General features: G+C 65.9%; 13 protein-coding genes. 9 read left to right on the top strand and 4 right to left on the bottom strand.

Going from position 1 to position 13898, the window contains the following annotated elements; genetic code table 11:
• Positions 1-103: 103 nt before the first annotated feature.
• Positions 104-1006 carry an acyltransferase family protein gene (locus DDE75_RS05440; RefSeq protein ID WP_108501383.1) on the top strand — a complete coding sequence of 301 codons (903 nt, stop codon included), beginning with the start codon at positions 104-106 and terminating at the stop codon, positions 1004-1006.
• Here DDE75_RS05440 and DDE75_RS05445 read toward each other — a convergent pair.
• Complete coding sequence (locus tag DDE75_RS05445) at positions 981-2150, bottom strand: alpha-hydroxy acid oxidase (protein WP_108501720.1); 1170 nt, start codon at positions 2148-2150, stop codon at positions 981-983. The two genes, DDE75_RS05440 and DDE75_RS05445, sit on opposite strands and share 26 nt — an antisense overlap.
• Positions 2151-2208: 58 nt before the next feature.
• Positions 2209-2469 carry a hypothetical protein gene (locus tag DDE75_RS05450; RefSeq protein ID WP_108501384.1) on the bottom strand — a complete coding sequence of 87 codons (261 nt, stop codon included), beginning with the start codon at positions 2467-2469 and terminating at the stop codon, positions 2209-2211.
• Between the two features lie 83 nt (positions 2470-2552).
• Between DDE75_RS05450 and DDE75_RS05455 the strand changes: the two genes are divergently transcribed.
• The 6 genes from DDE75_RS05455 (at position 2553) to DDE75_RS05480 (ending at position 9603) form a co-directional block, all read left to right on the top strand.
• The gene (locus DDE75_RS05455; RefSeq protein ID WP_108501385.1) at positions 2553-3140 is read left to right on the top strand and encodes a TetR/AcrR family transcriptional regulator; all 588 of its coding nucleotides are present in this window, start codon (positions 2553-2555) and stop codon (positions 3138-3140) included.
• A gap of 75 nt (positions 3141-3215) precedes the next feature.
• Entirely contained in the window at positions 3216-5135 is a 1920-nt protein-coding gene (gene dnaG, locus DDE75_RS05460) for a DNA primase (protein ID WP_108501386.1), read from the top strand.
• Positions 5136-5298: 163 nt separating this feature from the next.
• Positions 5299-7290, top strand: coding sequence for an RNA polymerase sigma factor RpoD (gene rpoD / locus DDE75_RS05465; RefSeq protein ID WP_108501387.1), 1992 nt, complete (start codon positions 5299-5301; stop codon positions 7288-7290).
• Entirely contained in the window at positions 7280-7705 is a 426-nt protein-coding gene (locus tag DDE75_RS05470) for a BLUF domain-containing protein (RefSeq protein WP_211659304.1), read from the top strand. The genes rpoD and DDE75_RS05470 overlap by 11 nt, the downstream gene beginning before the upstream one ends.
• A 66-nt stretch (positions 7706-7771) precedes the next feature.
• Positions 7772-9184, top strand: a complete 1413-nt coding sequence (locus tag DDE75_RS05475; RefSeq protein ID WP_108501389.1) for a DNA recombination protein RmuC — start codon at positions 7772-7774, stop codon at positions 9182-9184.
• Positions 9181-9603 carry a secondary thiamine-phosphate synthase enzyme YjbQ gene (locus tag DDE75_RS05480; RefSeq protein WP_108501390.1) on the top strand — a complete coding sequence of 141 codons (423 nt, stop codon included), beginning with the start codon at positions 9181-9183 and terminating at the stop codon, positions 9601-9603. The genes DDE75_RS05475 and DDE75_RS05480 overlap by 4 nt, the downstream gene beginning before the upstream one ends.
• Here the strand turns inward: DDE75_RS05480 and DDE75_RS05485 are convergent.
• Positions 9600-10271: an SDR family oxidoreductase gene (locus DDE75_RS05485; RefSeq protein WP_108501391.1), complete on the bottom strand. Its 672-nt coding sequence runs from the start codon at positions 10269-10271 to the stop codon at positions 9600-9602. The two genes, DDE75_RS05480 and DDE75_RS05485, sit on opposite strands and share 4 nt — an antisense overlap.
• A gap of 163 nt (positions 10272-10434) precedes the next feature.
• Here DDE75_RS05485 and nrdR point away from each other — a divergent pair, with 163 nt between their 5' ends.
• On the top strand, positions 10435-10905 hold the full coding sequence (gene nrdR, locus DDE75_RS05490; RefSeq protein WP_072296300.1) for a transcriptional regulator NrdR: 471 nt from the start codon (positions 10435-10437) through the stop codon (positions 10903-10905).
• Positions 10847-11905, top strand: a complete 1059-nt coding sequence (gene ribD / locus DDE75_RS05495) for a bifunctional diaminohydroxyphosphoribosylaminopyrimidine deaminase/5-amino-6-(5-phosphoribosylamino)uracil reductase RibD (RefSeq protein ID WP_418304173.1) — start codon at positions 10847-10849, stop codon at positions 11903-11905. Before nrdR ends, ribD begins: the two co-directional genes overlap by 59 nt.
• Here ribD and DDE75_RS05500 read toward each other — a convergent pair.
• Positions 11902-13893 (bottom strand): capsular polysaccharide biosynthesis protein, encoded by a 1992-nt coding sequence (locus DDE75_RS05500; RefSeq protein ID WP_108501393.1) that lies wholly within the window; start codon positions 13891-13893, stop codon positions 11902-11904. The genes ribD and DDE75_RS05500 overlap by 4 nt on opposite strands.
• Positions 13894-13898: the final 5 nt, after the last annotated feature.

Genomic DNA, 13898 nt, shown 5'->3' on the forward strand with positions numbered 1-13898 from the left:
GAGGGCGGGGTGCAACCTCGGTTTGACTTGGCGCGGCAATCGCAGATAACGCCCCTGTCCAACAGCTTGTCGGGAACGGGGGCGACACGTGCAAGGCCGGATCATGTCGATCGATTATCTGCGCGTCCTTCTGGCGGGGTTCGTCGTGCTGGGGCATTCCGGCTTTGCCCGCGATACCATCGGCGACACCGGGCTGGCCATTGGCAACAGCATCCTGCGCGTGGCGGTGCCAGTCTTCACGATCATCGCGGGCTATTTCCTGGCAGCCACCCTGCGCCGGGGTCGGCTGTCGCCTTGGGTGGGGCAGTTGCTGGCGATGTATGCCATCTGGTCGGGGGTCTATCTGCTGTTCCTCTGGCCCTATTTCAGCGCGCGTCCGGTGGGTGACACCCTGCGTGAGCTGGTCTTGGGCTTCATGCACCTGTGGTTCCTGCAGGGCATCGCCATCGCGGGCATCATGCTGGGGGCGTTTCGCATGATGGGGCGGCGGGCGGTGATCGTATCTGCCATCGGCTTCGCGCTGCTGGGGCTGGGGCTGCAATACGCCCGCATGACTGGCCTGTCGCAGGTCCCGATCGAGCATTACCGCAACGGCCCGATGTATCTTTACCCCTATCTGGCGATGGGCTGGCTGCTGGCCGAGGGCGCGCGGATGCGTCTGGTCGCACTGGCCGCTGCGGTCGGGCTGGCCCTGACCGTGGCCGAGAACATGTTCTGGATCGCCCGCGTTGGCGACGACCCGCTGTTGGAGATCCCCCTGGGCCATTTCCTGCTGTGTCCGGCGATCTTCCTGCTGGTCCGGCGCATCCCGATGCCCGCAACGACCCTGCCTCTGGGGGCGGCGGCTGCGGGCATCTACGTGATGCATGTGATCGTGCTGCAGGGTCTGCCGCTGATCGGGGTCGACGACCTGCTGGTCGCCGTTGTGCTGGGGATCGCGCTGCCTTTCGCCGTGGTCTGGGCGCAGAAGGCGGTCGCGGTCAGGCTATCGGGTATTCGTCGGTAAAGCCGCGCGGGATCAGCAGGTTCTGCGGCCCGACGTTCTTCAGGTCGCGTTCCCCGCAAAGCGCCATGCTGATATCCAGCTCCTTGCGGATGACCTCCAGCGCGGTGGTGACGCCGGCTTCGCCCATGGCGCCGAGGCCGTGGATATAGGCCCGCCCGATCCATGTCGCATGCGCCCCAAGCGCCAGCGCCTTCAGCACGTCCTGACCCGACCGGATGCCGCTGTCCATATGCACCTCGACCCGGTCGCCGACGGCCTTGACGATATGCGGCAGCATGCGGATCGAGGAGAGCGCCCCGTCCAGCTGACGCCCCCCATGGTTGCTGACGATGATCGCATCCGCGCCGAAATCGGAGGCGATGCGGGCGTCCTCAGGGTCCAGAATACCCTTCAGGATCAGCTTGCCGCCCCACATCTCGCGGATGCGGGCGACCTTGTCCCAATCCAGCTTGGGGTCGAACTGCTTGTGCGTCCAATCCATCAGCGAACTGGTGTCCCCGACCCCCTTGGCATGGCCGACGATATTGCCGAAGAAGCGGCGCTTGGTCTTCAGCATGCCCATGCCCCACCGCCAGCGCGTGGAAAGATCCAGCATCGTCGGCAGCGTCATCTTGGGCGGCGTGGAGAGCCCGTTCTTCAGATCCTTGTGACGCTGCCCCAGGATCTGCAGGTCCAACGTCAACACCAGCGCGCTGCAATTGGCGGCCTTGGCGCGTTCGATGATGGCCGACAGGAAATCCTGATCCTTCATCACGTACAGCTGGAACATGAAGGGCTTGGTCGTATGGGCGGCCACATCCTCGATCGAGCAGATCGACATGGTCGACAGCGTATAGGGCACACCGAACTTCTCGGCGGCGCGGGCGGCGTGGATCTCTCCGTCGGCATGCTGCATGCCGGTCATGCCGACCGGGGCCAGCCCTACCGGCATCGTCACCGGCATGCCGATCATGTCGCCGCCCAGCTTGCGGTCAGACATGTCCACGGCCACCTTCTGGCGCAGCTTCAGCTTGGCAAAATCGGTCGTGTTCTCGCGGAAGGTCTGCTCGGTATAGCTGCCCGATTCCGCATAATCATAGAACATCTTGGGCGTTCGTGCCCGATGCAGCCTCTTCAGATCCTCGATCGAGGTGATCACCCCCATGTCGCCCATCCTCCCCATGTGCAGGCAAATTGGTAGCAGCGCCCCCCGCCGCGTGCAATCACCGCATCGCGGCGCGGCGCAACGCCTCGGGGACGACGGGCCCCTGCAGGGCGCGGGCGCGGGCGCGCAGGGCCTCGGCGCGCGATGCGGTGGCAGCCTCGACCGGGGCGGGGTCGGCGGCAGCGGCCCTCGCATGCACCGGCACCGCGGGTTCTGCCAGCAGCTGGCTGGTCGGCAGCAGCTCGGGGTAGTCGCCATCACCCCCGCAGGCAGCAAGGGCAGCGACAAGGATCAGCGCAAGGCGGGGTGCATGTGTCATGGCCACATGATTACGCGCAGGCCGGGGCGGCGGCAACGGCCCTGATGCCTTTTCACCGCCCCCCGCGCGGGCTAGAACGGCGCATGGCCCGCACCCAAGGTTCCCGCGCCGAGATCACCGGCCCCCTGCTTCGCGACGAAGCCCGCCGCCTGTTCGCAAGACAGGGCTATGCGGCCGTGTCCATGCGCCAGATCGCGGCGGCGGTGGGTGTGCAGGCGGGGGCGCTCTATGCCTATACGCCTGACAAGCAGGCGCTGCTGCACGATCTGCTGGAAAGCCACATGCAGGACCTGCTGGCGGCTTGGACCGACACCCCCGAGGCCGACGCCCTGACGCGGCTTGAACGTTTCGTCCGCTTCCACATCGGCTTCAGCCTGGACCATCCCGACGCGGTCTTCCTGTCCTACATGGAGCTGCGCAACCTCAGCCCCGAAAACTTTGCCGCCATCGCCGAATTGCGCGGCCGCTACGAGGCCGCGCTGGAACGCATCCTGCGCGACGGCAACGCCGCGAATGTCATGCGGCTCGAGGACCCCAAGCTGACCACCCTGGCGCTGATCGCGATGCTGACCGGCGTCACCAACTGGTACCGCGAGGGCGGGCGTCTTGATCGCGACCGGATCGCGGATATCTACTGGGGACTTGCACGCGGTGCCGTAGGGGCGCATTGATCGCATCTTCTCGGTTGCCCAAATACCCATTCCGCCCAGCTTGCCGCAGGGCGCATCATCGCAGATAATCAGACCATGGCCCTCCCTCCCGGTTTCCTCGACGAGATCCGCAATCGCGTTCCGATCAGCCGCGTGATCGGCAAGAAGGTGGTGTGGGATCTGCGCAAGTCGAACCAGGCGCGGGGCGACTGGTGGGCGCCTTGCCCCTTCCACCAGGAAAAATCCGCCAGCTTCCACTGCGACGACCAGAAGGGCTTCTATTACTGCTTCGGCTGTCAGGCCAAGGGCGATGCCCTGACCTTCCTGCGCGAGGCCGACGGCCTCGAATTCATGGATGCCGTCAAGCTGCTGGCTGCCGAGGCCGGGCTGCAGATGCCCGAACCCGACCCGCGCGCCCGCGAACGCACCGACCTGCGCAGCAAGCTTCTGGAGGTGACCGAGGCCGCCTGCCGCTGGTTCCGCCTGCAGCTTCAGACATCATCGGCCGCCGCCGCGCGCGACTATCTGGACCGTCGTGGGCTGGACGCGGCCACGCTGGAACGCTTCGAGATCGGCTTTGCCCCCGACAGCCGCCAGGCGCTGACCACGGCCTTGCGCGAAAAGGGCTTCCCCGAGGCGCTCATCATTCAGGCCGGCATGTCGGCCAAGCCCGACAACGGCGGCGCGATCTATGACCGCTTCCGCGACCGCATCATCTTTCCCATCCGTGACGGGCAGGGCCGCTGCATCGGCTTCGGCGGTCGCGCGATGGACCCGAACGCGCGGGCGAAATACCTCAACAGCCCGGAAACGCCGCTCTTCGACAAGGGGCGCAACCTCTACAACCTCGGGCCCGCGCGGAGTGCGGTCGCCAAGGGCCAGCGCCTTGTCGTGGCCGAGGGCTATATGGATGTGATCGCCTTGGCGCGGGCGGGCTTCGAAGGGGCCGTCGCCCCCTTGGGGACGGCCATCACCGAAGACCAGCTGCGCCTGATGTGGCGCGTCTCGCCCGAGCCGGTCATCGCGCTGGACGGCGATGCGGCGGGGCAGCGGGCGGCGCAACGGCTGATCGACCTGGCGCTGCCGATGACGGGACCGGGGCAGGCCCTGCGTTTCGTCATCCTTCCCGCGGGGCAGGACCCCGACGATCTGATCAAATCGTCGGGGCCGGGTGCCATGGGGGCGCTTCTGGACGGGGCAAAGCCGCTGCTGGATCTGCTCTGGGCGCGGGAAACCGAAGGGCAGGTCTTCGACAGCCCCGAGCGCAAGGCCGCGCTGGACCGCCGCCTGCAGGAAGCCGTCGCCCGCATCCCGGACGAGCTGACCCGCGGCCATTACACCGAGGAGATCCGCCGCAAGCGGTGGGAGGCCTTTGGTGGCGGCGCCCGCAAGAAGGCGCAGTCCAACTGGCAGCCAGCCAACGGCCGCAATGCAGGCGGCAAGCGGGGCGGCCAGCCCTCGGTCCCGCGCGGGCCCCTGCCGCCGGTCAACCTGAACATGCCCGAACACGGCGAGGATCTGCTGGAAGGGGCGGCCCTGCTGATCTGCGCGTTGCGCCCCTCGATGGTGGCGATGGTCGAGGCACGGCTGGAACGCCTGGTCCCGCGCGATGCCGAACGCGGCGCGCTGCTTCACGATCTGCTGACCCAGGGCGAAAGCCAGATGGGGCGGCGCTGCCTTGAAACCTTGCGCCGCGACGCCCATCTGGGTCTGACCCCGAACGTGATCCAGCAGCAAGAGGATACCGCCGCCGCCGCAATCCTGCACAACCTTCTGGACCGGCTGGAAGCGGCCCGTGCCACAAGCCACGAACTGGCCCGCGCCGAAAGCGAGATCCAGGGCGAGGCCGACGAAGGGCTGACCTGGCGCATCAGCCAGACCACCCGCGCCCGTCACTTGGCCGAACGTCCTGAACTGGAGACCAGCGGCGACATGGACGAAGACCGCAATGCCCTGTCGGCACAGCTGTCGGGATGGCTGAACGGAGAGATCTGGCGCAAGCCCTCGGGGCGGTGAACCTGCGCGGCGGGCGCGAATCACCGGATGCCGGGATTGCGAATCATCAGCGCGGACGGCCTTTGAATCGGCCGGGAACCGCGCTAGAAACGATATAATTTTGCAGTGATTCGCCAAATCGGCCGAATCGCCTGCCCAAGACCGCGCCGAGAAGGAGCCCTGGATGGCCGCCAAGGACGACGACCACGACAAGACCGACAAGGACGACAACGCCCATTCGTTGGACATGAGCCAGGCTGCGGTCAAGAAGATGATCGCCGAGGCGCGTGAACGTGGCTACATCACCTATGACCAGCTGAACGCCGTCCTGCCGCCCGAGCAGGTCAGCAGCGAACAGATCGAGGACGTGATGTCGATGCTGTCCGAAATGGGCATCAACGTCATCGAGGACGAGGACGGAGCCGAGGAATCCGAAGGCGGCGCCTTGGCCACCACCGGCAGCGGCAACCGCGAGGTCGCGGTCGCGACCACCGAAACCGAAAAGCTGGACCGCACCGACGACCCCGTCCGCATGTACCTGCGCGAGATGGGCAGCGTCGAATTGCTGTCGCGCGAAGGCGAGATCGCCATCGCCAAGCGGATCGAGGCCGGTCGCAACACGATGATTGCGGGCCTCTGCGAAAGCCCGCTGACCTTCAAGGCCATCACGCTGTGGCGCGACGAGTTGCTGGACGAAGACATCCTGCTGCGCGACGTCATCGACCTGGAAACCACCTTTGGTCAATCCATGGAAGGCGAGGAGGGCGAGGAAGTCGTCGTTCCCGTCGCAGGCAGCGAGACCACCGCGAACTCTGGCGCCGCCGAGACCACCAAGCGCGAGGAATACGACGCCGACGGCAATCCTCTGCGGACCGACGACGAGGATGACGAGGACGAAGGCGCCAACCTGTCGCTGTCCGCGATGGAAGCCAGCTTGAAGCCGCGGGTTCTGGAAACGCTGGAATCCATCGCGCTTTATTACGAGCGTCTGTCCGACATGCAGGATCAGCGCATGTCGGCCACCATGAACGAGGACGACAGCTTCTCGGCCACGGCGGAAACCGACTATCAGACCCTGCGCAGCGAGATCGTCGTGCTGGTGAATTCGCTTCACCTGAACAACGGCCGCATCGAGGCGCTGGTCGACCAGCTTTACGGCATCAACCGCCGGATCGTCACCATCGACAGCGGCATGGTCAAGCTGGCCGATGCGGCCCGCATCAACCGTCGCGAATTCATCGACGCCTATCGTGGCAGCGAACTGGACCCGACCTGGGTGGATCGCATGTCGGGTCAGGCCGGTCGCGGTTGGCAGGCCCTGTTCGACCGGTCGCGCGACCAGGTCGAAAAGCTGCGCGGTGACATGGCCGAGGTCGGCCAGTATGTCGGCGTCGACATCGAGGAATTCCGCCGCATCGTGGCGCAGGTCCAGCGCGGCGAAAAGGAAGCCCGCCAGGCCAAGAAGGAGATGGTCGAGGCCAACCTGCGCTTGGTCATCAGCATCGCCAAGAAGTACACGAACCGCGGTCTGCAGTTCCTGGACCTGATCCAGGAAGGCAACATCGGCCTGATGAAGGCCGTGGACAAGTTCGAATACCGCCGCGGCTACAAGTTCTCGACCTATGCGACCTGGTGGATCCGTCAGGCGATTACGCGCTCGATCGCGGACCAGGCGCGGACCATCCGCATCCCGGTCCACATGATCGAGACGATCAACAAGCTGGTTCGCACCGGACGCCAGATGCTGCACGAGATCGGCCGCGAGCCGACCCCGGAAGAACTGGCCGAAAAGCTGCAGATGCCGCTGGAAAAGGTTCGCAAGGTGATGAAGATCGCCAAGGAACCGATCAGCCTCGAAACCCCCATCGGGGACGAGGAAGACAGCCAGCTTGGCGACTTCATCGAGGACAAGAACGCCGTTCTGCCCTTGGACAGCGCCATTCAGGAAAACCTCAAGGAAACGACGACCCGCGTGTTGTCCAGCCTGACCCCGCGTGAGGAACGCGTTCTGCGGATGCGCTTCGGCATCGGCATGAACACCGACCACACGCTGGAAGAGGTCGGCCAGCAGTTCAGCGTCACCCGCGAACGGATCCGTCAGATCGAGGCCAAGGCGCTTCGCAAGCTGAAGCATCCGTCGCGCAGCAGAAAGCTGCGGTCTTTCCTTGATCAATGAGCTGAGAGAAGTCGATGGGCTGGGGTACTTCTTGTATCGCAGCTCTGCCGCACCCGGATTGAGCAGCGGCGACACGCAGGACATTCTTCGTTCGGCGCGTCACCGCAATCAGGCGCTTGGCCTGACGGGCTGCCTGCACTTCGAGGACGGGATGTTCTTCCAGTGGCTGGAAGGCCCCAAGGAAGGGCTGATCGAGGTCGTCGAGTTGATCCTTGAAGACGACCGCCACGAGGATATTACCATTCTGGATCAGGGCGCATTGGACCTGCGCCGGTTCCAGGATTGGCGGATGCGTTTTTCCGACAAGGATCGCGCCTCGTTGATGGATTGGTTCGCCAGCTCGGGGAAATCCACCGTGCGTCCGCAGGATTACGCGGGCGCGGTGGTGGCCTTTCTGGTATCCATCGCCATTTGACGGCTGCCCTTGCAGGCCGGGCACGAAAAGTGAACACTGGCCGAAATATCAAGGGACAGTGCGGCGATGCAGGGATTTGAGGACATGATCTGGTGGCAGGGCGGTCAAGCGCTGGCATTTGCCTGCGTGGTCGCGCTGATCGCCATCATGGGTTGGTTCCGCGCGGCGGGACAGCAGCGTCGCGGCGCCGCCGATCTGTCGGCATTGCAAGCTCAACTGCACCAACGTGACGTGGCCTTGGGCCAGTTGCAGGCGCGGCATGATTTGCTGGCCGACCGCCTGTCGCAGCTTGAGGAAGAGCGCGACGGCCTGACCGATGCGCTGCACCGGGCGCATCAATCTACCAATCGGCTGGAAACCCAATTGGCGCAGCATCGCCTTGGTGCCGAAAAGGACGCCGAGGCCGCCGCGCGCGAGATTGCCACTCTGCGCGAGATGCGGGCCGAGATGACGGCGCAGTTCAAGCTGTTATCCGCGGAAACCCTGCGTGTGCAGCAAGGGCAGATTCAGCAGGCGCAGAACGATCAGCTGAACGCGCTGCTGAACCCCTTCCGCGACCAGGTGAACCGCTTCCAGACCGAGATGCAGACCCGTAATAAGATCCTGGACGAGGAATCCGCCCGGCTGCGCGAACAGATCCTGTCGCTGCACAACCGATCTGAGCAGATCTCACGCGAGGCGATGAACCTGACGCGGGCCTTGAAGGGCGACAAGCAGCGGCAGGGAGCCTGGGGCGAGATGGTGCTGGAACGCATCCTTGAAGAATCCGGCCTGATGGATGGCACGCATTACGACTTGCAATCCAGCTGGCGCGATGACGACGGCAAGCTGTGGCGACCCGATGTTGTCGTGAAGATGCCGCGCGGCAAGGTCATGGTGATCGACAGCAAGGTCTCGCTGAACGATTACGAGGTTTCGGTGACCCATGACGACCCCGCCGAAGCGCAGGCGGCCCTGCGCCGCCATGTCGCCGCGATCCGCGCCCATATCTCGACGCTGTCGGCCAAGGGCTATCACCGGATGGATGACGCCTCGGTCGATTATGTGCTGATGTTCATCCCGATCGAGGGCGCATTCTCGGACGCGCTGCGGGCCGATCCGACGCTGGCCTCCTTCGCGATGGAGGGGCGTGTGGGGCTGACGACGCCGACCACGCTGATGCTGACTTTGCGGACTATTGAACATATCTGGGCGGTCGAACGGCGCGAGAGCAATGCGATGGAGATCGCAAGGCGCGCGGGGCAGCTCTACGACAAGGTCGCGGGTTTCGTCGACGCGATGGAGGGGGTCGGCAAGGCGCTGGATCAGGCCAACCGCGCCCATGGGCAGGCGATGGATCGTTTGACGCGCGGATCGGGCAACGTCATCCGCCAGGTCGAGATGCTGCGCGGGCTCGGGGCGCGGACCTCCAAGCAGATTGCATTGGACCATGATCGCGGCGACGATGAGGCCTTGTCCGGACCCGAGGCTGCGGAATGATCACTGAATTTACCATCGACACCCAAGGCCCCGCCTGCCACGAATTCACCCGAGAGGTCGGAAACTGGTTGCGGAACAGCGGTGCCGCCGACGGCCTGCTGACGCTAATGGTGCAGCATACTTCATGTTCGCTGCTGATTCAGGAAAACGCTGATCCCGATGTGCAGGTCGACCTGCTGGGATGGCTGGACCGGATTGCGCCGCCCGCCGATCATCTGTCGATGGGGTGGATCACGCATCGCTACGAAGGCCCCGACGACATGCCCGCGCATCTGAAGGCCTCGGTCCTGCCGGTCAGCCTGCAGGTGCCGGTGTCGCAGGGGCGGATGATGCTGGGGCGGTGGCAGGGGATCTATCTGGTCGAACATCGCCGCGCACCGCACAGGCGTCAGGTCGCGGCGATGTTCCAGCCGCTTTAGTTCTGCGGCATCAGGTAGGTTTCGCGGATGACGGCGCGGGCGGGCGCTTGGATCATCTGCATCACGGCTTCGGCCACGTCCTGCGCCTGCAGCTTGTCGGGCGCGCCGTCGTCGAAGAAGGCGGTATCAACCATGCCCGGTGCCACCACCGAACAACGGCCACCCCATTCGCGCATCTCCTCGGCCAGGTTGCCCGCATAGCCGTGGACGAACCACTTGGTCGCCCCATAGATCGAGCCCGAGATATGCCTGCGCCCCGCCGCAGATCCCGTCAGGACCAGCGTGCCCTTGGTCTTGCGCAGTTCCGGCAGGGTGGCGCGTGCGGTCATGATGACGCCCATGACGTTCAGATCGACCATGCCCTTGATGTCGTCCAGATCGCCCGCCTCGGTGCCGGGTTTGGACAGCCCGCGCCCGGCATTGGCGAAGGCCGCATCGATGCCGCCGAAACGATCTGTGGTTTGGGCGACGGCATTGGTCAGCGCCTGCATGTCGGTCGCGTCCCCGGTGACGACCAGCGCCTTGTCGCCCAGTTCCTGCGCCAGATCCGACAGCTTGTCTTCCGACCGGGCAAAGAGCGCGACGTTCCAGCCCGCCTTGACGGCGCTTCGCGCGGTTGCGGCGCCGATGCCGGATGATGCGCCGGTGATGAACAGGGTCTTGGCCATTGTCTTTCCAATCCTATGAAATTCCGTGGAAAAGCTGCCCTCGAACGCGGCTTTCACGTCACAGGTTCCGAAACGCCCATCTTGTGTGCCACGGATAGTGCTACCCAAGCCCTGCCAAGATCCCTATAGTGGCTGCGGATTGCCGGATCGAAGGGACAACGGAATGCGCTGCCCGTTTTGCGGAAACGTGGATACTCAGGTCAAGGACTCGCGTCCGGCCGAAGACAATGTGGCGATCCGCCGACGCCGGTTCTGCCCGTCCTGCTCGGGGCGGTTCACCACCTATGAACGCGTGCAGCTGCGCGATCTGGTGGTCGTCAAATCCAACGGCAAGCGTGAGGATTTCGACCGCGACAAGATGGCCCGTTCGATCCGGATCGCCATGCAGAAGCGCCCGGTCGAGCCCGAGCGCATCGAGCAGATGATCAGCGGCATCGTCCGTCGCCTCGAAAGCACGGGCGAGACCGACATTCCCTCGAAGGCCATCGGCGAGATCGTGATGGAGGCCCTGTCGCGCATCGACAACGTCGGCTATGTGCGTTTCGCCAGCGTCTACAAGAACTTCCAGGATGCGGATGACTTCGACAAATTCGTATCCGAACTGCGCCCCGGCGCCACCAAGATTGACCTCTGATCCATCACGCGATGCCAGCCACATGGCCCATGCGCTGCGCCTTGCGCGCCGCGGGCTTGGCAATGTCTGGCCCAATCCCGCCGTCGGCTGCGTGCTGGTGCGCGATGGCCGCATCGTGGGTCGGGGCTGGACACAGCCGGGCGGGCGGCCCCATGCCGAACGCATGGCGCTGGATCAGGCGGGCGATCTGGCGCGCGGGGCCACGGCCTATGTGACGCTGGAGCCCTGCGCCCATCACGGGCGGACGCCCCCCTGCGCAGAAGGGTTGGCGGCCTCGGGTGTGGCACGCGTCGTGACCGCGCTGACCGATCCCGATCCGCGCGTGGCGGGCAAGGGGCATGCCATGCTGCGGGCGGCGGGGATCGCACTGACCCAGGGCGTGCTGTCCGATCAGGCCGCCGAGTTGCAGGCGGGTTTCCTCAGCCGGATCACCCGCGGGCGGCCTTTCCTGACGCTGAAGCTGGCCAGCAGCCTCGATGGCCGCATCGCCATGGCCAGCGGGGAAAGCCGCTGGATCACCGGGCCGGATGCGCGGGCGCATGTCCATGCGCTGCGCGCCCAGCATGATGCGGTGATGGTGGGCGGCATGACCGCGCGCGCCGACCTGCCGCAGCTGAACGTGCGCGGCATCCGGACGCCGCAGCAGCCGGTGCGGATCGTGGTCTCGGGTCAGGCCTTGCCCGCGCTTGCGCCGCAGGACGACGATCACGGGCCTTTGTGGCGCGTCGAAGGTCCGCCCGATCAGATCATGGCTGATCTGGCCGGTCGCGGCATCACCCGCGTCTTCTGCGAGGGGGGCGGCCGCCTTGCCGCCAGCCTGCTGTCGGCTGGCCTCGTCGATCAGGTCATCGGTTACAGCGCTGGGTTGATGCTGGGGTCGGACGCGCGCCCCTTTGTCGGGCCGACCGGGTGGGACCGTCTGGCCGATGCCCCGCGCTTCCGGCTGGTCGAGACACGCACCATCGGTCCCGACCTTTTCCACCGCTGGCGGGCGATCTAGCGCCGCCAGATCCAAGCGTGACCGGCCAGTGCGCCTTGGGCCTTGGCAAGTAAACGCAGGCTGGGCGGCTGACCGCTGACGCCTTCGCGCAGGCGCTGGACGGCGACCTCGGCCGGGCAGGGCAGGCCGGTCAGCGGATCGCGATAGCGGGGATAGGCGATCAGGCAGGCGTGGACCAATGCCGCCAGATCGGGGCGTGCCTGCCTGCGGTCCGGAATGGGGCCAAGATCGCGCGTCAGCCCCCATCCAGCATAGAAGGGCGCCCCAAGCGTCGTCACCGGCACCCCCCGCAAAAGCGCCTCGAATCCCAAGGTCGAGGTGATGGTCCAGACCTGGTCCACGTCCTCGATCAGCGCGATGGGGTCGGCCAGCAGCGCTACATTGTCAGCCGCCGACGCGTCGATCTTGCCGGGACGCAGCCCCGCCTCGACGTCGGGATGCGGCTTGTAGATGATGCAGGCATCGGGGTTCTCCGCCCGCACCCGTTGCAGCAGGGCAAGATTGCTCCGTTCGCGCCCCGCCCCCTTCAGGATCGAAGCGTCATCCTCGACCTGTCCCGGCACCAGGATGCGCAGGCGTCCGTCGCGCGGGGGCAGGTCGGTCGCGCCGGCCAAGTTATATTTTGACAGGCGTGCCGCGATCAGGGATGCCATCAGCCGCTTGGCCCGGTCCCGTCCGTCGGGGGGCGGTCCATCCGCGATCAGCTGTTCCAGCCGCGACGGCGCAGTCGGATCGAAATAGATGCCGATGTCGTCCGCGACCACCGACAGGGGCGGCGTCAGGGCCGCCCCCAAGCCGCGCGAGCGCAGAAAGCCGTCCTCGACCCGCGTGGCCTGGGGGACGGCGGCGGCATGTCCGGCCCATGCCAGCGTCACCTGCGCCGAAGGTTCCGACGCAAAGTGCAAGGGTGCCGCATCGCCGAACTCGCGCGATATGAAGCGGCGTTTCCACAGCCGCATGCCATAGGCCAGATGGCCGTGGCGGTCCTGACGGAAGGCGCGCACCTCGGCCTGCATCTGGTCCAATGCGCCGTGGAAATCGGTCAGCCGGTCGCGGCAGGGATCATACCAGGTCGGACCGTCAAGATGGCTGGCGGCAAACAGAGCCTGCCATGTCGCGGCACCGCGCCGCCCGACGGGAAGGGGGAATTCGTCACGGCTGAGACCCCAACCCGCATAGAAGGGTTGACCGAACAGGCGTGGCCGATGACTCGCCAGCATAGCCTCGTATCCCAACTGAGAGCTGACGGCATAGACCGCATCGGCATTTTCGACCAGCCGCCAGGGTGAGACCGGCCCATCGCTGATCAGGTCGCCCGGTCGCAGGTCATCGCGCCCCAGATGCCCGGCGCGCAGTCCGGCGGCAGTTTCGGGATGGGTGCGAATGACGATGCGCTTCCCGGGGTTTTCATCGCGCGCGGCGGTCAGCATCTGCAGAAACCGCTCGCGACCCGCGCCCTGCAACGAGGCATCGCCCCGCGTCTGGTCGACGACTAGAACATACCCCGGCGGTGGCGGCGCAAGCTCCGGGTCGTGCATGTTGTATTTCGACAGGTCCAGCGCCCGCAGTCGCTCCAGCGCCATTTCCGCCTGCGCGATCTGATGGGACGTCAGCGGTCGCTGCGCCAGCTGTTCCAGCCGCGAGGGTTTGGTGGGGTCGAAATGCAGCCCCACCGGATCGATCAGCAGGCCGATGGGGCCGCGACGCGCCAGCGCCCCCTTGCTGCGACCGGGCAGGATCGAACGCAGGAAGGCATCCTCGACCGTGATCAAGGGGCTGCCGCAGCGTTCCGCGACGGCCTTGCCGCGCCACGCCGTCGGGCTTGCGCCCCAGATGCCCACGGGCTGTCCCGCCCGGGGCAGGCCGATGACAGGACGCCATCCGGCCAGCCTCAGGATGCGCGCCAACCGCGGGCGGTTCAGGAACCCGAGGTTGTAAATGCAAAGCCGCCGAGGGGTCCCGGCGGCCTTGTCGTCTTCACCTGTCATCGAAA

This window comes from Paracoccus indicus (genome assembly GCF_003056335.1).
Taxonomy (GTDB): Bacteria; Pseudomonadota; Alphaproteobacteria; order Rhodobacterales; family Rhodobacteraceae; genus Paracoccus; species Paracoccus indicus.